A 16,943-nucleotide genomic window follows, 5' to 3' on the forward strand; every position below is an offset into this window, starting at 1 on the left:
AAAGTCAACACTTATATCAGGATACCTGTTTGCTCTGCACTTCCTCAAGCCGGATAACCCGCGTGTGCTTCGTGTGGCTCCACTGCTTATTGTTCTGTGTAAAGAACGCATAAAACGTAATCGGCCACCAGGACAGAAGGAAGAACGGCAGGGTGAACAAGTGCGCGTACATCTTCCAGCTCTTCACCTTCTCCAGGGCAAGCGCAAGCGGGAATTGGATCAGCGCCGCGAAGATCGCAATAAACATAATCCATGTAGGCAAATACTCATAGATGGAAACAAACAGGTTGTCGGCTGGAATCAGGTTGTCCGCCCAGAGCAGGATAGTTGCCACAAATCCGATCAGCACGTTATATACCGTGACAGAATAAAGCGCGGCGTCAAACTTGATAAAGTTCCTTTCCTTGATGCTCTGCCAAAGCAGCGGGAAGAAGAAACGGCGGGCAACATTGAAGTGCCCCTGCATCCAGCGCAGCCGCTGGCGGGCTGATGCCTGGAACGTGAGCGGTTTCTCATCGTACACTTTCGCATCGTAATTCAGTACCGGGTTAATCCCCCGTTTGATGCAGCGCATCGTAAACTCAAGGTCTTCAACCAGGCTCGTCGCTCCCCAGCCCATTTCCTTCAGCAGCTTCGCTTCAAAGCACATGCCCGTGCCGCCAAGGAAATTCGCCATGCGGAGGTTGGTCCGGGACAGCTGCCAGAGACGGTTGCAGTACCAGTAGGTAATGCCGTATGCCGCTGTTACCCAGGAATCCGAAGGGTTCTTCGTATCCAGATAACCCTGGATGACCTGATGCCCTTCGCAGAGATCATTATTCATCAGCTTAAGAAAATCACGGTTAACGAGATTATCTGCATCAAACATGACGACAGCATCATACGTTTTGGGCATGCTCCAAAGCTCCTTGAGCATCCATTCAATGGCATGGCCCTTGCCGCGCAGATGCGGATTCTGTCTCACGCATGCCTGCACGCCGTAGCTTCTTACGACTTCTGCCGTTCCGTCCGTACAGTTATCGCAAATGACAAAAATATCAAACAGCTCCTGCGGATAGTCCAGCTTCTGCAGGTTTTCGATCAGTGCGCCAACTACCTCTTCCTCATTGTGCGCCGCTACCAGCACAGCAAACGACTTGGCCGGCGCATGCTCCTTGCGGAGCTTGCGCTTTGCGATGCCGAACATTGATATTGCAAATTGATACACACCAACAAACGCCATCGCAACCTGTGCTATAACGAGAAAAACATTGACCATATTCGGTTGTGCCCCCTTGAGACCCCATTTTTTATACTCTCTCTGTTTGTCTTGCTTCTTTTGTTCAAAACGGCGGCGGCTTAGTTTCTCTATAATTTCCATGCGGCCCTTCTGATTTTCCATGGAATCAGTCGTTTTGTCAAAAGCCGCATAGCCGCAGAAGCGTCAGCTTGAAGCAGGTAGCGCCAGCTATCTCTCTATACTACCGGCTAACAATCCGTTTTTGGTGTTGTTTGCACCAATAAAACGCTTTTTTGAGCTTTTTTTATTGTTCTCCTAGTTAGACGAATTAGTCCCCCAAAAAGTTACTTTCCTATGTGACAAAATACTGAACTTCCTCCATCCGCTTCCACCTGGCTGCACTGGTTCAGCAGACCGGCAAATATGGAGTCCCAGGATTGGCGAAGGCTGTAAGCCCGGCCTCTCGCTGCTAGACTCAGCCGGAGTGTCCGGTTATAATACAGCTCCGAGAGTGCCGCCGCGAAGGCGGCCGGCTGGTCCGCCGGGCAGCGAACCCCGTTTACCATGTGCTCAACAGTATCCGTTACCCCTCCGGCATCCGCCACGACAACAGGCGCGCCGCACGCCATAGCTTCCAACACGACGTTGCCAAAGGTCTCAGTTGGCGAGGGAAACAGGAAGGTGTCGGCAGAGGCATACCACTGCTGCAGCTCCGGACCCTTCAGGAAGCCCAGGAATTTGACCGGCAGCTGCTCCTGCTCGCATCTTTCCTTGAGCGCTTCGGCAGCCGGGCCGTCACCTGCCACAACCATCTGGGCATCTGCATTGGTGCGGGCTTGAAAAGCCGCGAAGGCATCCAGCGCAATTCCGACATTTTTCTCGGGTGCCAGCCTTCCGGCATACATAACGAGGTACCGGTCGGCATTAATTCCGTGGCCCTCGAGCCATGCCTTCCGGTTAACATTGGGATGAAAGGACCTGGCATCCATGCCCCTGCTCCATATTTCGAGCTTATCAGCCGGCCAGCCTTTGTCAAGCAGGTCAGTTAGCGTCGAGCGGGACGGGACAAAGATTTTGCGGCAGTCTTGATGAAACCAGTTCATATATCTCCATAACATCTTAACCATCCATTGTAAATTATAAAACGGCAGGTAACGATCAAAATGAGTATGGTATGATGCTATAAGAGGGATATCGTGCTTCTTGGCGTAGTGAATGCCGCACAGCCCCATGTTGAAAGGCGTAGCGACATGGATGAGAGTGGGCTTGAAAGATGCGAGTGTCTTGCGAAGATGTATAGGATTCGGGAGCGCCAACCGGCATTCGGGGTAGAGAAAGAAAGGCAGGCTGATGAACCTTTCCACCTGGTGGGACGGTGACGTCTCGGATCTGCCCACAGGATCAGGAGCGAACACCTTGACCTGGACACCCTGCCTGCGTAAATATTCGGTCCATCTGCCCAGTGTCCGCGCTACACCATTCACGTCCGGCTCGAAGGTGTCGGTGAACAACGCCAATCGCATGCTTGTCGCCTCCCTCGCTTCGGTTGTACAGACAAGCTCAGCCGTCCGCAACCCTAAGCCATTTTCAATCGTATTGTAATGGGTATGTGTTAGAGACAGATCAAATTCCGGTGAATAGATCCTAAAGATTTGTAAATCGCGCCCCTTGCATAATGAAGCCGGGACGACTGAATACGATTAAGGAGCGGGCTTGTGAAGCTCTGACTCTGTAATGAATTTTATACGGCGTTGACATGGCGAGAACACATGCCGGCTATAATGGAGGTGACCATGAAGAACAATATCGGAGGGACATTAATGGAGCGAATCCGCCACCTGCTGCAAACCGGTGAGCAACGGATGCTGTTCTGGGCGAACCGGCGCTCTATGAACGCTTCGGTTAATACCTGGCTTGGAAGATGGCTCGGCACTGTAACCCATATGGGCGGAGCAACATTTACACTCGTAACCGCCCTGCTGCTGGGACTGCTGGCGCCGCCCCCATGGAATACGGCAGGCTGGCAAAGCCTTGCAGCGGTCGCAATCAGCCATATTCCCGTCTTCATCGTAAAACGTAAATTCAAACGGCTGAGACCTTATCAGAAGCTGGAGAAGGTCAATATAGGCAGAAAGCCGCTGGTTGACCCTTCGTTTCCGTCCGGTCACACAACGGCTGTCTTCGCCTGGATGATTCCCCTGTTAATGGCTGAAGCAAGCCTGATGCCCCTGCTCCTGCCGCTGGCCTTTATTATCGGCACGTCAGTTGCCTGGTCAAGGATGTACCTGGGCCTGCATTATCCGTCAGATGTTGCGGTTGGCGGACTGCTCGGCACGGCCACGGCACTTGGATCATCCTATATCGGCTGGCTGCCTTGATGCCACCAGCTTTCAAACACGATTCTATCTGTTCTGCTTATTATTCCGTATCATCCGCGTTATCGTCTTCATCTTCAGCGGCTGCTGCTCCGCCTTTGCCGGCGAGCTCGGCCGCTTTGTTCTGTCTATGGACACGCAGCGCTTCCTCGCCAATGACCGCTTCCAGCCGGTGAATGTTCATCCCCCGCTCTACAAATTTTGATTCGTATTCCGTCAGGACCAGGTCGTCGCGCAGTCCGTCTTTGTGCAGATCGAGCGAAATGTTGCGCAGTACGATCTCCATATCGGCAAAGCTGTTAAGCGAGAATTCGAACAGCGACCGCGAGTCGGTCTTGAAGTGAATTTCCCCCCGTTCGTTGAGAAGCTCCTTGTACTTCTCCAAGAACCGGTGATGCGTCAGCCGTCTTCTGGCATGCTTGCTCTTGGGCCAGGGATCACTGAAATTCAGGAAGATCCGTTCAATTTCTCCCGGCTCGAACATCGTTTCGATGAATTCAATGTTAGCTCTGAGAAGTGCGAGGTTTGGCGGAGAGTCCTCCCCCTTGTCCTCCCAGACCCGGCGGGCCTTCTCGCTAGCGCGGCGGATCAGCTCATCATACATATCCACGCCAATGAAGTTGATGTGCGGATACTTCCCGCTCATTTCACTGATAAATTTGCCTTTACCCATCCCGAGCTCTACATAAATCGGCCGGTCATTGCCAAAGAAAGTATGCCACTTCCCCTTTAATGGACCCGCGTCCAGTACGACAAGATCTTTTTGTTCCTCAATCGTTTCCCGGATTCCTTTTCTCCCACGTAAACGCATGTTCTTCGTCCTCCATCTGCAAACTAGTCCTTATTGTGCCCAAGAACGGAGGGAATGTAAAGCCTGTACGGCCATCCACAGCAAAAAAATAAGGCCGGATCACGGATCCGGCCGGTATCTGCCCTAATTCAGCAGCTCTGCTTCCTTGCCCTTGCTCTGCTCGATTTCATACGTCTCTTCCAGCGCCTCATTCAGCTTCTTCTTCGCAGCTACCTTCATCGTATGATTATCATGGAACCGGACGCCAGTTAGAGCCATCAATTCCTTAACCGTCAGTTCAACCTTAACTTTGGCATCGCCTTGAGGAATTTTCACTTGGTTCATTACACATCACCTCACGAGTAATTTAATAAAGTATTCCCAGTTGAGCACACCGTTATAACAAGTGGCATGAAATAGATGATGTAAGGTTTTTTTATTGATTTGGCGCACTTTTAATATAACATAAAGTGTAAGGTGAAGCAATATTGAAATCGCTTACAGGTAATATGCCTGCGCCTTTATTTCCAGTTCCGGACGAACCGTCTCTCCTGGTGACAATTCGTTCGCCAAACCTCCCGCCCCTGCCGCATTCCCCGCTGCGCTGATACCGGTTTGTTCGCCAATGCGGCTGGCACTGTTTGCCTCCTATCAGGTATAATTGATGGGCCAAGGGCTTACAGCTGCGCTTGCCCTTGGCGTTTCACCGAGCAATCCGGACAAAGGAGCTTTTGCAATGACAACAATGGCATCAACGAATATACACGGCGAGCCCCGCTTATGGGGAGATAAACGGTTTCACACTTGGAATTATGAAATGAGGGAGCAGTTCGGCGGCAAGGTATTCAAGGTCATGCTTGATGCCGGCTTCACCTGCCCCAATCGCGACGGCAGCATCGCAACAGGCGGATGCACCTTCTGCAGCGCCAGGGGTTCAGGCGATTTTGCCGGGAGCCGCCGGGACGATCTAGTCGTCCAGTTCAATAAAATCCGTGACCTGCAGCACCAGAAGTGGCCCGAGGCTTCGTACATCGGCTACTTTCAGGCCTATACCAACACGTATGCGCCCGTCGAGGAGCTGCGTGAATATTTTGAAGCGATTCTGAAGCAGCCCGGCGTCGTCGGCCTGTCCATCGCAACCCGGCCGGACTGCCTGCCGGATGACGTCATTGATTATCTCGCGGAGCTCAATGAGCGCACCTATCTCTGGCTGGAGATGGGGCTGCAGACGATCCACGAATCCACATCGGACCTGATCAACCGCGCGCATGATACGGCATGCTATGAAGAAGCGGTAGCCAAGCTGAGAGCTCGCGGCATCCGGGTCTGCACACATATCATCTACGGGCTCCCTCAGGAAAGCCACGAAATGATGCTGGCGACAGGGCGGGCAGTGGCCAAGATGGACGTGCAGGGCATCAAGATTCACCTGCTCCATCTTATGCGCAAGACACCGATGGTCAGACAATACGAAGCCGGACTTCTTAGATTTCTGGACCGTGATGAGTACGTGAGCTTAATCGCTGACACGCTTGAACTGCTGCCTCCCGAGATGGTCGTGCACCGCCTGACTGGCGATGCGCCGCGCGAGCTGCTCATCGGGCCCATGTGGAGCCTCAAGAAGTGGGAGGTACTGAATGCGATTGATGATGAGCTTCAGCGCCGCGGGACCTGGCAGGGGCGGCTCTGGGGGACCTACTAATGGGCTTCATCTCTGTTCTGGCTATGGCACACAAGCTTGTTCAGGAGCGTGTCCAGCCGGGTGACTGTGCGGTGGATGCAACCGTAGGCAATGGTAATGATACCGTAGTGCTCTGCAAGCTTACAGGCCCTAAGGGAACTGTGTTCGGCTTTGACATACAGGAAGCCGCGCTTCAAACGGCTCGGCAGCGGGTTGATCGCGAATGCGGATCCGCTGCCCAGTCCATGAGGCTGATTCTCGACAGTCATGAGCATCTGCTCCGGCACCTGCCTGCTGACTGCCACGGCCAAACAGCTGCCGTCATGTTCAACCTTGGGTATCTGCCAAATGAGGATGCCGGGGAAGCGCAGCGGATTATTACAGAGCCGCAATCCACTATCGCCGCTCTCCAGGCCTCGCTGGATGTTCTGCGCCCGCGCGGCGTATTGACCATTGTAGTCTACCCGGGTCATTCAGGCGGCGCCGAAGAAGCGGAGGCCGTGCTGTCCTGGGCAGGACAGCTGCCTTCAGCTTCCGGACAAGCCATCCTATACCGGATGGTCCAGAAGCCCGCCGCTCCCTACCTGATCGCGGTAGAGCGCAGATAAGCGGCTGCGATATTTTTTAGGCATGTTATATTATTGGAAAATGGGAGAGTGATTCACCATGGCCATTCGCAAGCTTGAGCATGTCGGGCTGATGGTTCGCAGCATTGAAGCGTCTGTCGAGTTTTATACCAAAGCGCTCGGCATGCAGCATATACGGACCATGCTTCATACTAATGGCGTCATTCGCTTGGCCTTCCTGCGCTTTCAGGACACGGATCAGACCGTGCTTGAATTAATTGAAGGCTACAACGATGCACTCCCTGCCGAGGGCAAGGTTCATCATATCGCGTTTACGGTTGATGATCTCGATCAGGATGTAGAACGGCTGCGGGGTCTGGACATTCCGCTTCGTGATACCGAGATCACCATACTGCCCGACGGCAGCCGGTACTTCTTCTTCTACGGTCCCGATGGCGAACTGCTTGAACTCTTTGAGCCTGCTGCCGGGTAACCTTCCCAGCTTGCACCGCAGGCGTGTTAACCCGCACGAGCATCCAGAGTTCCCGCGGCGGCTCTTGCCGCCCGGACCAGCTATCATATAAATAGAAATGAATTGAATAGAGGAGCGTGCAAACGATGAGTGTAAGACCTTATCCCCTGCAGTTCAAACCGGAAATGAAGGAGCGGATTTGGGGCGGCAGAGCACTGGAGAGATTCGGTCTCCAACTGCCGGAAGGCTCCATTGGAGAGGGCTGGATGATAGGCGATCATCCGAACGGAACTACCAGAGTCATCAACGGCGAGCTAGCCGGCAAGGGACTCGATGAAATTCGTCAGGCTTATGGGCGTGAATTCTTCGGGAGCAGAGGCTTCTCCGAGAAGAACGGCCGTTTTCCGCTGCTGATCAAGCTCCTCGACTGCAATGACGACCTGTCGGTCCAGGTCCATCCGAACGACCAGTACGGCGGCCTCCCGGAAGGCGAGCTCGGCAAGACCGAAATGTGGTACATATTAGACGCCAAGCCAGGCGCCAAAATCATCTACGGCCTCAAGGACGGTGTGACCCGTGAGCATCTGGAGTCGGCTGTTCAGGAAGGACGAATCATGGACTGCCTGCAGGAGGTGCCGGTGGAAGCAGGCGATGCCTTCTATATCCCCGCAGGTACCGTCCATGCGCTCTGTGCAGGAGTCGTGGTAGCCGAAATTCAGCAGAACTCCGATACAACGTACCGCCTGTATGATTACAACCGGCCGGGACTCGACGGCAAGCTGCGTGAGCTGCATATTGAAGATTCTCTTAATGTCATCGCCTATGAAGGCTCCGGAGCAGCCCGGATGAAGACCGACAATACTGCCCCTGGAAGCTGGCTCACCATTGCAGAGTCCCCTTACTTCCTTGTGCAAAAAGGAGTCATTGAAGGCGTCTCACAGCTTGCCACCTCACCCGAAAGCTTCGTGGTGCTAGTCATTGCAGGCGGCAGCGGCAAGCTGTCCTGGTCAGACGGCGAACTGGCCTTGAATGCCGGCGAATGCTTCCTGCTGCCAGCCAATCTCGGCAGCTACGAGCTGGCCGGTTCCTTAACCGTCATCCGCAGTGTTGTGCCTTAATAGTGTTGTGTCTTAATACAGAACATTGCGGCCTTCTGTTAACTTTATTTGTAAATTAATAAAAAGCATCTGAAGCCCGGCTCATTAAGAGTGACGGGTCTTCAGGTGCTTTTATTTGCCTTTCGGCCGCTTCATTGGTTAATCAATATGCGCTCCGCCAGTGGCGCGGCTCAATTTCACGCTGAACATAAATGCTGAGCCTCCGTCCGGCGGGGAGGATACCGCGATGGTTCCGTCCATCAAGGCTGCAAGCCTGCGGCATATCGCGAGACCCAGTCCGGTGCCGCCATATTTTCTCGTAATGGACGCATCTGTCTGAACAAAAGGCTGGAACAGCTTCTCAATATCCCCCGGCGCGATGCCAATCCCTGTATCCGTAATCCGGAAGCATACGGTGATCAATGACTGACCGGAAGCATCAGAGCTTGTCTCATGGAGTTGCTCCGATTCCTCGTCCTCTTCCAGCCTCCACACTTGTATGGTGATCCCGCCCTGCTCTGTAAACTTCACAGCATTGCTGACCAGGTTAACCAGAATCTGCCTGATCTTCAATTCATCACCGACAACGCCTCCCGTTAGGCTGGCGTCAATCTCAACGCTCGTCCACAAATCCTTCTGCAGCAGCTGTGACTTGAACATATCTAGCGAATCTTGAATTACACTGCCAAGGTCGAACCAGTCGGAGCACAGATCCATACGTTCGGACTCCAGCTTGGAATAATCCAGAACATCATTCATCACCGCCAGCAGACTGCTGCCGCTCGTGTGAATGATTTGGACATACTCCATCTGCTCATCTGTCAGCTCTGTTTCCATCAGCAGGTCGCTCATCCCGATTACGCCATTAAGAGGCGTCCGGACTTCATGGCTCATAATGGCCAGAAAATCACTCTTGACCCGAAGGGCGTCTTCCGCTTCCTTCTTTGCCTGGAGCAGTGCCTTCTCAGCCTGGACCCGCTTCGTAATATCCTTGGAGACGGTATAGATATCATGAACGGTGCCGTACTGCTGCCAGGGCACAATAGTGGTGCTTAGATACACGGCATGTCCTTCAGCATGACGAACCGCAAGCTCGATTGTCTGTGATTCTCCATTAAGCGCTCCTTCGAAAGCAGCTTGTACAAGCGCCCTGTCCGCTTCATTCAGGAGCTTGAGGAATTCCATACCAAGCAGGTCCTGCTCCCCATAGCCGGTAATCCGGCTTACGGCCGGGTTCGTGCGGATCATTGCCCCGCTCGCATGAAAGAGGCACACCATGTCAGGATTATGCTCAAAGATAGAATCATATCTGTACTTGTTCCAGGCAGCCAGCTTTAGCGCAATGCGCTTGTCAAACATCTGACCGAAGACAATCAGAATCAGGATAACGATCGCTGTCCCGCCGATAAGCAGTGCAAGCTTGGTCTCCTGAATGGCGTGCATGCCGCCGGTTGTCTGGTCCGCCCCATGATGGAGCTCAAAGCTGACGGCCGCCATTCCCGTATAATGCATGCCTGCAATAGCCGCAGCCAGGAGCAGGGATGCCTTCAGCTTGGTTTTGTTGGACAATCCCCCGGAATCCGTGTGGTAGACTGCAGCAACCCGCAAAGCAAATACCGATATCGAGAGTGCGATGACGAATGACAACGAAACCAGTAATGGATCGTAGTGCTGGGAGGCTGCCACATGAATGGAGGCCATACCCGTATAGTGCATGCCGACCACAGCCAGCGCCACGAACAAGCCGCCCGCCAGCTGACGGGACCATTGTCCCCGGCTTCCCGTTATAACGGCAAAAGCCGCAACTGCGGCTACCATAGGCAAAAGCATCGATACGATAAGAAGTGTAAAATTATAACCAAGTGCCACAGGCAGCTGATAAGCCAGCATGCCCACAAAATGCATCGACCATATTCCAAGGCCTAAGGCGACTGAACCGGAGCAGATCCATACGGCCTTTCCGGCTCCCTTCAAGCCTTTGACCTTCTCAAATAAATATAACGAGCAATAAGCCGCGAATACGGCTATTAACAGTGACAGGAGAACAAGAGATGTATGATGAGTGCCCTGGATGTAATGTCCCACTGTATCCTCCTAAATGCATATTAAGTTGTTGCCCGGCATTGTCTATTCTACCACAGCCGCAGACTGTTCAGGAAATAGGTCCTACGGTTCATTCCCATACCTGCAGGGTACAATATTGGTGTGAAAAGAGGTTCATTACAAGGAGGTTTCTGCCATGGAAAAGAAGGAGCTCGAAGCACGCATCTCCGCAGCACTGGACCGTCACCAATACTGTTCACTCGGAACCGTCGAGGGGAACAGGCCTAAAGTAAGGTATATGGCCTTGTTTCATGAAGGGCTGAATATTCACCTGGCTACAAGCCGGAAGACTCAAAAAGTCGATGAGCTTGAAGCAAATCCTAATGTCTACCTGCTCTTTGGCTACGATGGCTCGTGGCCATCTGATGTGGTGGAAATTGAAGGCACCTGCAGTATATCCAAGGACGAGTCCCTGCGGGCTAAGGTCTGGAGAGAGGATCTCAAGCATTGGTTCTATGGCCCGGATGACCCGGACTATGTAATCCTGGATATCGACCCGGTCCGGATCGAGTTTACGGAAAAAGGCAGCGAACGCCGGATCTGGGAACGCGAGAAGGCAGGCGTACGTTAAATAGTCCTTTTAACCATATGTAACAGGCCAGGCAGCTCTTCTATGAAGGGACTGTCCTGCAACGACACGGATCCCGGGCAGCGGACTGCCCGGGGTTTTTCCATGACTATTCAAACAAAGCCAGATACTCAGGGTACCCTTCCTTCTCCAGGTCTTCCTTCGGGATAAAGCGCAGTGCAGCCGAGTTGATGCAATAACGCAGTCCGCCCTGCTCCTTGGGTCCATCCGGGAACACGTGTCCAAGGTGGGAATCCCCGTACTTGCTGCGAACCTCCACCCGTACCATGCCGTGGCTGAGATCCATCTTCTCCCCTACATGCGTCTTGACGAGCGGTTTGGTGAAGCTTGGCCAGCCGCAGCCGGAATCGTATTTATCGAGTGAGCTGAACAGCGGCTCGCCTGATACGATGTCAACGTAAATTCCTTCCCCCTTGGCATCCCAGAACTCATTCTGGAAGGCAGGCTCGGTGCCATTCTCCTGAGTCACCCTGTACTGCATTGGCGTAAGCTCCCGGCGCAGCTGCTCAAGGTCCTTCTCTACCCGCCAATGCTTCTCAATGAAAGCATCGCGGCCCGAGCCCTGGCGGTAGCTGTTATACCGCTTCGGATTTTTCTTGTAGAACTGCTGATGATAATCTTCTGCCGGGTAAAATTCGGAAGCCGGTTCAATTGGCGTCACAATCGGACCGTCAAACCTTCCGCTCGCCTCAAGCTCGGCTTTGGAGGCTTCCGCCTCCTGTCTCTGCTGCTCCGTATGATAGAAGATCGCCGTCCGGTAGGAATGTCCCCTGTCAAAGAACTGCCCGCCTGCATCGGTCGGATCAATCTGCTGCCAGAACAGCTGCAGGAGCTTCCGGTAAGGAAACACAGCGGGATTGTATGTGATCTGAACGGCCTCCGCATGGCCTGTTGTCTCCGAGCATACTTCCTCGTAAGTGGGATTCGGCTTATGCCCGCCCGTATACCCGGATACAACCTTCAGGATACCCGGCATTTCCTCGAACGGGGAAACCATGCACCAGAAACAGCCGCCCGCGAAAGTGGCAAGCTCGGCTGCTTGAGCGGATGCTTCACCGGTCCTCTGAGATTCATTCGAATGCTGCTGCATATCGGCACGCCTCCTTCGCATTATTTCCTCTATTATAGAGGAATAAGCTCCCCCGATTCCACCCCACCCCTCTAATCCGGGACATGGCCCATTAAATATGACCAATTATTTCTCCAAGATAACGCTTCCATTACAAAAACAGCTGTGCTATAATGAAAGCGCTATCAATCATTTCTTAAGGGGGACTCACCAATGATGAGTGTAGCACTGGACGCCCGCAACCGGTATGAGGATCTGGATATCAAGAAGGATGTCATCTTCTTCCGGTTAGGCGCACCCGGACTAGTATGCTTCCACGGGACTAATTATAATATCCGCAAAAGAATGACCGGGGAGCAAATTCAGGAATTGATTCATGATGCAAGCTTCTTCAAGGTAGGCAGCGACTGTTACGTCAATATCGGAAGAATTGCAGACATCGAGAACGACCGTCTCTATTTCGGTGAGAAAGGCCCTGAATCCAAGAGCCTCCCGGTTTCCAAGCGAAACCAGCAAACACTGCGCAGTCTGATATCTTCTGCCCGATAACTCCATTCATTCTCTACTCCAGCCGGCAGCAGGACACTCGGATCCTCAAGGGTCCGGTGTCCTGTTTGCTTTAAGGGAGCCTGCCCGTGCTCTTCTTCTCCTTATAATCCCGCGGGGTCATCCCCACCATCTTCTTAAACAGCTTGTTAAAATATACCGGGTCGTGATAGCCCACATATTGGGCGATCTCATAATTTTTCAGGCTCGGGTTATCAAGCAATAGCGCCTTCGCCTTATCAATCCGGATATGAATCAGGTAGTCGGTGATCGTCATAGCCGTCTTGTTCTTGAACAATCTGCTCAAGTAGCTGGCATTCATGCCGACCTGCTCGGCCAGACGCTCCAGCTCGAAGGGCTGCCCGTATTCCTTATCCAAAATAGCCCGAACCTGTTCGACTGCGTAATGGTCGCCGTCCTCTTCCATATATTCAGGAGCTTGATTGCGTTCCTTGCTCACCCGCAGCAGCAGCTCATGCAGCTGTTCCTTGTCTACAGGCTTCAGCAGATAATCCAGCACACCGTGACGAAGGGCAGTACGCGCATATTCGAATTCGCCGAATCCGCTCAAGACGACAATATGTACCCGGAGCTCGCGCTCCCTGACCTTCTCAATAAGTGTCAGCCCATCCATCATAGGCATCTTAATATCCGTGATAAGCAGATCAAGCTCCCGTTCCTGCAGCCGGGACAGATGCTCCCAGGCCTCTTCTCCGTTCGCGTATGAACCGATCAGCTCCGAGCCGATATCCATCCGGGAAATGATCTTGCCGAGCCCAAGCCGGATCACGTCTTCGTCATCCACCAGCATGATCTTCATGCTCCCGTCCTCCTTCTTCCTCTATTGCCAAGTGTGCCGGAAATGGCAGCGGCCTGCAACCGGATTCTTATGGAGAAGCGGCAGAGGCGAAGGCAGACAGCCCGCAAGCCTTACGCCTAGTTAAGGCCCAGCCGGTTATTTGACAGCTCCATTGGTTACGCCGGCAAAGATATAACGCTGCAGGAACAAGTACATGACCGCAGTCGGAATCATGATGATCAGGATGGCCGATGATACCATCTGCCAATCTCCGCTGTTCGTGCCGAAGAATCGCATAAGCGATGTGGATACCACTACATGCTCAGCTCTTGGAAGATACAGGAACGGCACAAACATATCATTATAGATGTTAATCGTCTTCAGTATCACAATCGTAGCTGTGGCCGGAGCCAGCAGCGGGAAGATGATAGTGGCATAAATACGGAACAGGGACGCTCCCTCCAGCAGCGCGCTCTCATCCAGCTCATAGGGAATATTCCGGATGAACTGCAGGTAAATATAAATCTGCAGGATATCGGCGCCGATATACAGCAGCACGGGTCCCATCAGATTGTTGGTCAGGCCAAGCGACAGAATGGTCTTGTAGTTAACGACCTGGGTCGTAATCTGCGGAATGATCGTCGCGAACAGGAAGAGCCCGACGAGCAGCCCTCTGAACCTGAATTGAAACCGCCCCACCGCATAACAGAAGGCTGAACCCAGCAGAATATTCAGCAGCAGGGTCACGACGACAATAATTAACGTGTTGCCGAATGCCGTCCCCATATCCGCCTGCCGGAAGGCTTCCACAAAGTTGCCGAAGTTTACAAAGCTCTCGGGAAGCTGCAGGGAGGTTTTGTTGAAAAACTCGTCCTTTGTCTTAAATGCATTGACCACAATTACATAAGGAGGGAACAGGACGACAAACACGGCAAGCAGCAGAGACAGGTACTTCAAACCCGTCCAGATCTTATTCTCGTTGCCCATGTTTACTGATCCCCCCTGTTCAAGAAATAACGCTGTATGGAAAGCACAGCGACCACAATAACGAGCAGGACAACACTCATGGCTGAGGCCAGCCCGTAGTTGTTGAACTGGAAGGCCGTCTCAATGATTTTCATCACGAAGGTTTCACTCGCCCCTGCCGGACCGCCGTTAGTCAGAACGAATGGAATATCAAATACCTCCAGCGCTCCCGTAACAGTCAGGAACAGGTTCAGCTCGATAATCCGGTAAATGTTCGGCAGTGTGATGAAGCGGAACTTCTGCCAGCCGCTGGCCCCGTCAATGGATGCCGCCTCATAGATATCGGCCGGGATCGACTGCAGAGCCGCCAAGTAGATGACCATGTTAAAGCCCATGTACCGCCACAGACCAATCGAAGCAAGGGTATAGTTGACGAAGCTCTCACTCCCCAGCCAGCTGGTGTCAGACGGCAGCCCAAGCGAGCCGAGGAACAGGTTGAGCGAACCCTGCGTCGTATCAAATACATAGCCAAACAGATAAGCAACCGCCACGCCGTTCAGTATGTAGGGCAGGAACAACAGCAGCCGGAAAAAGTGCTTGCCCTTAAGCCTGCTGTTCAGAATGACCGCGAAGTAAATTGCTAGTATGTTCTGAATGATGCCAATTACAAAGTAAGCCAGGTTGTGCCAGAAAACGCCGAAGATCTCGGGGTTGCGGAAGACCTCCCGGTAGTTCTCAAACCCCACCCACTGCATGTCAGGGCTGAGCCCGTCCCAGTTCGTAAAGCTGAGTCTGATCAGCTCAAGAGCCGGGTAATAGGCGAATGTCAGCAGCAGGACAAGCGGAATCATAATAAAGCCGATGATAACGATTTTTCTCTGTACGCCAAACGAAAGTCTGCTGAGCATATGGCTCTCTCCTCTCCCAATTCGTGTATGAAAGCGCAAAGTGGATTACCGCAGCGGGATAATCCACTTTGCCTGGCTGCCCGTCTGGACTAAGGCCAAGATTCCTTAGTAGCCGAGCGACTTCTTCGCTTTCGCCCACTGCTCGTTCAGCTTATCCAGAATCGTCTGCGGATCTTTGGCAAGAACGAATTCCTGCACAGCCGCTTCCTGATCAATCTGCGCCTTGTTCTGGATTTCGGTAGCCTCCGAGCTTGGAGGACCTGCCTCAATCATCTGCGGATTATAGCCCTGGAATTCCTTCAGCTGAGCCAGACTTGCTTCCTTATCCTTCAAGGTCGGTATGAACCCGGCAAACTCATCATAGCCCGAATCTTCAATCATCCACTGGACAAATGCCTTGGCTGCCGCGACATTGCCTTCCTTGTTCACCGCATAGAACCAATCCGGGTTAAGTGGTGCTTTAAGCTCGCCAGAGTTATCAGCCGGGAACGGGAAGAAGCCGATATCTTCGGATGCAGCGCCATTCTCGATTACCTGGTTAATGACCCAGTTGCCGAGCAGATACATGGCAAAATCGCCCTGTGCCACTGCCTTCTTGGACTGCTCCCAGTTCGTGGAATTAATGTCCTTCTCCAGATATCCCTTCTCCTTCAGCTCACGCAGCATGCTCCAGGACTGGCCGTACACGTTGTCCATGGTATATGGCGTATCCGTCTCGGCCCGCTCGTTCTGATGATTCGGGTCCGCGCTGATCATCGTTGGCACATCATACACCCATGCGCCCAGCGGCCACTTGTCCTTGAAGTTAGAAGCCAGCGGCACGATGCCGGCATCCTTAAGCTTCTGGGCTGCTGCCAAGAACTCATCCCATGTCTTCGGAACCTCTGTAATACCAGCTTGCTCGAATGCCTTCTTGTTGTACACGATGCCTACTGTGCTGTTGCCGGAGGATACGCCGTACATCTTGCCTTCCGACGCTTTCGACTCAGCGAACCAGATGTCGCCGGAGAACTCGATATCATCAAGAGGTGCAAAGTACTTCGGCAGCTCCGCGTTTGCAATTCCTGGCCCGATCAGTACAACATCTGGGAAGCTGCCGGAGGAGATCCGGATCTTCATATTTTTCTCGTAATCCTGAATCGCTTCAAATTTAAGGTCCACTTCCGGGTACTGCTCCTCGAAGCGCTTCTCGTAATCCGCATACTGCTTGCCGACCATATCTGTCCGGTTCGTCAGGAAGACCAGCTCACCCTTAATGTCTCCGCTGCCGGCCGCCTGCGCGCCTTCATTACTGCCCGACTCGCCTGCAGGCGGGTTGCTTGGGGTGTTCGAATTGTTGTTTCCACCACTGCAAGCAGATAATAAAGTTAGTGTAAGCACAATAATCATAGCTAACGAAATGATATTTCTCATTATTCTTGCCCCCTATAACGATTTGTGTTGTTAACGTTTACATTTCGATTATATCTGACAATATACTCACTTTAAATGGTCTGTATTTTCTTTTCTGGTCTTCAGTTTACCATTTTGCAAAACCATAAAATTTTGCTAACAAATATGTCTGTAAGCGTTTATACTAGGGGAACAAGTACCATCATACCGTCCATTATTCATATCCCCCTCTACTAAAACAGCTAAATAAAGCTGTAATCTTGTCAAAATGAGAACATTGATGGTAACTTATGATAACAGGTATCCTATATTAACTAACAAAACAAACAAAACTAGATTGTCTGGCACTTCTTTACCTGCTAGGCCCGGCA

Annotated in this window: 16 protein-coding genes and 1 pseudogene; 7 read left to right on the forward strand and 10 right to left on the reverse strand. The window is 52.5% G+C overall.

Translation table 11 applies throughout. The features are described 5' to 3' along the window. Positions 1-16 precede the first annotated feature (16 nt). Positions 17-1,258 carry a glycosyltransferase family 2 protein gene (locus DNH61_RS16755; protein ID WP_111147836.1) on the reverse strand — a complete coding sequence of 414 codons (1,242 nt, stop codon included), beginning with the start codon at positions 1,256-1,258 and terminating at the stop codon, positions 17-19. 305 nt (positions 1,259-1,563) lie between these two features. Further along, positions 1,564-2,742, reverse strand: a complete 1,179-nt coding sequence (locus DNH61_RS16760; protein ID WP_111147837.1) for a glycosyltransferase family 4 protein — start codon at positions 2,740-2,742, stop codon at positions 1,564-1,566. Positions 2,743-3,012: 270 nt separating this feature from the next. Here DNH61_RS16760 and DNH61_RS16765 point away from each other — a divergent pair, with 270 nt between their 5' ends. Next, positions 3,013-3,597 carry a phosphatase PAP2 family protein gene (locus DNH61_RS16765; RefSeq protein ID WP_245948215.1) on the forward strand — a complete coding sequence of 195 codons (585 nt, stop codon included), beginning with the start codon at positions 3,013-3,015 and terminating at the stop codon, positions 3,595-3,597. A 40-nt stretch (positions 3,598-3,637) separates the two neighbouring features. Here DNH61_RS16765 and trmB read toward each other — a convergent pair. Together trmB and DNH61_RS16775 are read right to left on the reverse strand one after the other, a co-directional pair. Continuing rightward, positions 3,638-4,408, reverse strand: a pseudogene (trmB, locus tag DNH61_RS16770) (tRNA (guanosine(46)-N7)-methyltransferase TrmB); the annotation flags it as partial. 120 nt (positions 4,409-4,528) lie between these two features. Then, the gene (locus DNH61_RS16775; RefSeq protein WP_111147839.1) at positions 4,529-4,729 is read right to left on the reverse strand and encodes a hypothetical protein; all 201 of its coding nucleotides are present in this window, start codon (positions 4,727-4,729) and stop codon (positions 4,529-4,531) included. Between the two features lie 391 nt (positions 4,730-5,120). Between DNH61_RS16775 and mnmL the strand changes: the two genes are divergently transcribed. From mnmL to DNH61_RS16795, 4 genes are all read left to right on the forward strand, one after another. Continuing rightward, positions 5,121-6,086, forward strand: a complete 966-nt coding sequence (gene mnmL, locus DNH61_RS16780) for a tRNA modification radical SAM protein MnmL/YtqA (protein ID WP_245948216.1) — start codon at positions 5,121-5,123, stop codon at positions 6,084-6,086. Continuing rightward, positions 6,086-6,673, forward strand: coding sequence for a tRNA 5-(aminomethyl)-2-thiouridylate-methyltransferase MnmM (gene mnmM, locus DNH61_RS16785; RefSeq protein WP_111147840.1), 588 nt, complete (start codon positions 6,086-6,088; stop codon positions 6,671-6,673). The genes mnmL and mnmM overlap by 1 nt, the downstream gene beginning before the upstream one ends. A gap of 58 nt (positions 6,674-6,731) precedes the next feature. Beyond that, a complete protein-coding gene (locus DNH61_RS16790) occupies positions 6,732-7,124 on the forward strand; it encodes a VOC family protein (protein WP_111147841.1) in 393 nt (130 codons plus the stop codon). A gap of 125 nt (positions 7,125-7,249) precedes the next feature. After that, positions 7,250-8,221: a type I phosphomannose isomerase catalytic subunit gene (locus DNH61_RS16795; RefSeq protein WP_111147842.1), complete on the forward strand. Its 972-nt coding sequence runs from the start codon at positions 7,250-7,252 to the stop codon at positions 8,219-8,221. 138 nt (positions 8,222-8,359) lie between these two features. Here DNH61_RS16795 and DNH61_RS16800 read toward each other — a convergent pair whose 3' ends face one another. Next, the gene (locus DNH61_RS16800) at positions 8,360-10,285 is read right to left on the reverse strand and encodes an MHYT domain-containing protein (RefSeq protein WP_111147843.1); all 1,926 of its coding nucleotides are present in this window, start codon (positions 10,283-10,285) and stop codon (positions 8,360-8,362) included. Positions 10,286-10,439: 154 nt separating this feature from the next. Here DNH61_RS16800 and DNH61_RS16805 point away from each other — a divergent pair, with 154 nt between their 5' ends. Next, complete coding sequence (locus tag DNH61_RS16805) at positions 10,440-10,874, forward strand: pyridoxamine 5'-phosphate oxidase family protein (protein ID WP_111147844.1); 435 nt, start codon at positions 10,440-10,442, stop codon at positions 10,872-10,874. Between the two features lie 106 nt (positions 10,875-10,980). Here the strand turns inward: DNH61_RS16805 and msrA are convergent, their stop codons facing one another. Continuing rightward, entirely contained in the window at positions 10,981-11,982 is a 1,002-nt protein-coding gene (msrA, locus tag DNH61_RS16810) for a peptide-methionine (S)-S-oxide reductase MsrA (RefSeq protein WP_111147845.1), read from the reverse strand. Between the two features lie 192 nt (positions 11,983-12,174). Here msrA and DNH61_RS16815 point away from each other — a divergent pair, with 192 nt between their 5' ends. Continuing rightward, positions 12,175-12,510: a LytTR family transcriptional regulator DNA-binding domain-containing protein gene (locus DNH61_RS16815; protein WP_111147846.1), complete on the forward strand. Its 336-nt coding sequence runs from the start codon at positions 12,175-12,177 to the stop codon at positions 12,508-12,510. Between the two features lie 70 nt (positions 12,511-12,580). Here the strand turns inward: DNH61_RS16815 and DNH61_RS16820 are convergent, their stop codons facing one another. The 4 genes from DNH61_RS16820 to DNH61_RS16835 form a co-directional block, all read right to left on the reverse strand. Next, positions 12,581-13,327, reverse strand: coding sequence for a response regulator (locus DNH61_RS16820; RefSeq protein WP_111147847.1), 747 nt, complete (start codon positions 13,325-13,327; stop codon positions 12,581-12,583). A 135-nt stretch (positions 13,328-13,462) separates the two neighbouring features. Further along, the gene (locus DNH61_RS16825) at positions 13,463-14,293 is read right to left on the reverse strand and encodes a carbohydrate ABC transporter permease (protein ID WP_111147848.1); all 831 of its coding nucleotides are present in this window, start codon (positions 14,291-14,293) and stop codon (positions 13,463-13,465) included. Between the two features lie 2 nt (positions 14,294-14,295). Further along, entirely contained in the window at positions 14,296-15,180 is an 885-nt protein-coding gene (locus DNH61_RS16830; RefSeq protein WP_111147849.1) for a carbohydrate ABC transporter permease, read from the reverse strand. A gap of 105 nt (positions 15,181-15,285) precedes the next feature. Continuing rightward, positions 15,286-16,593, reverse strand: coding sequence for an ABC transporter substrate-binding protein (locus tag DNH61_RS16835; RefSeq protein WP_111147850.1), 1,308 nt, complete (start codon positions 16,591-16,593; stop codon positions 15,286-15,288). Positions 16,594-16,943 lie beyond the last annotated feature (350 nt).

It is taken from the genome of Paenibacillus sambharensis (genome assembly GCF_003233845.1).
GTDB classification, from domain to species: domain Bacteria; phylum Bacillota; class Bacilli; order Paenibacillales; family Paenibacillaceae; genus Paenibacillus_I; species Paenibacillus_I sambharensis.

What these genes read in the sequence shown, in the direction of transcription:
- DNH61_RS16825 (WP_111147848.1), bottom strand. Translation starts at nt 14,293, where the DNA reads ATGGGCAACGAGAATAAGATCTGGACGGGTTTGAAGTACCTGTCTCTG.
- DNH61_RS16820 (WP_111147847.1), bottom strand. Translation starts at nt 13,327, where the DNA reads ATGAAGATCATGCTGGTGGATGACGAAGACGTGATCCGGCTTGGGCTC.
- DNH61_RS16835 (WP_111147850.1), bottom strand. Translation starts at nt 16,593, where the DNA reads ATGAGAAATATCATTTCGTTAGCTATGATTATTGTGCTTACACTAACT.
- DNH61_RS16805 (WP_111147844.1), top strand. Translation starts at nt 10,440, where the DNA reads ATGGAAAAGAAGGAGCTCGAAGCACGCATCTCCGCAGCACTGGACCGT.
- DNH61_RS16795 (WP_111147842.1), top strand. Translation starts at nt 7,250, where the DNA reads ATGAGTGTAAGACCTTATCCCCTGCAGTTCAAACCGGAAATGAAGGAG.
- DNH61_RS16830 (WP_111147849.1), bottom strand. Translation starts at nt 15,180, where the DNA reads ATGCTCAGCAGACTTTCGTTTGGCGTACAGAGAAAAATCGTTATCATC.
- mnmL (WP_245948216.1), top strand. Translation starts at nt 5,121, where the DNA reads ATGACAACAATGGCATCAACGAATATACACGGCGAGCCCCGCTTATGG.
- msrA (WP_111147845.1), bottom strand. Translation starts at nt 11,982, where the DNA reads ATGCAGCAGCATTCGAATGAATCTCAGAGGACCGGTGAAGCATCCGCT.
- DNH61_RS16815 (WP_111147846.1), top strand. Translation starts at nt 12,175, where the DNA reads ATGATGAGTGTAGCACTGGACGCCCGCAACCGGTATGAGGATCTGGAT.
- DNH61_RS16775 (WP_111147839.1), bottom strand. Translation starts at nt 4,729, where the DNA reads ATGAACCAAGTGAAAATTCCTCAAGGCGATGCCAAAGTTAAGGTTGAA.
- mnmM (WP_111147840.1), top strand. Translation starts at nt 6,086, where the DNA reads ATGGGCTTCATCTCTGTTCTGGCTATGGCACACAAGCTTGTTCAGGAG.
- DNH61_RS16755 (WP_111147836.1), bottom strand. Translation starts at nt 1,258, where the DNA reads ATGGTCAATGTTTTTCTCGTTATAGCACAGGTTGCGATGGCGTTTGTT.
- DNH61_RS16760 (WP_111147837.1), bottom strand. Translation starts at nt 2,742, where the DNA reads ATGCGATTGGCGTTGTTCACCGACACCTTCGAGCCGGACGTGAATGGT.
- DNH61_RS16790 (WP_111147841.1), top strand. Translation starts at nt 6,732, where the DNA reads ATGGCCATTCGCAAGCTTGAGCATGTCGGGCTGATGGTTCGCAGCATT.
- DNH61_RS16765 (WP_245948215.1), top strand. Translation starts at nt 3,013, where the DNA reads ATGAAGAACAATATCGGAGGGACATTAATGGAGCGAATCCGCCACCTG.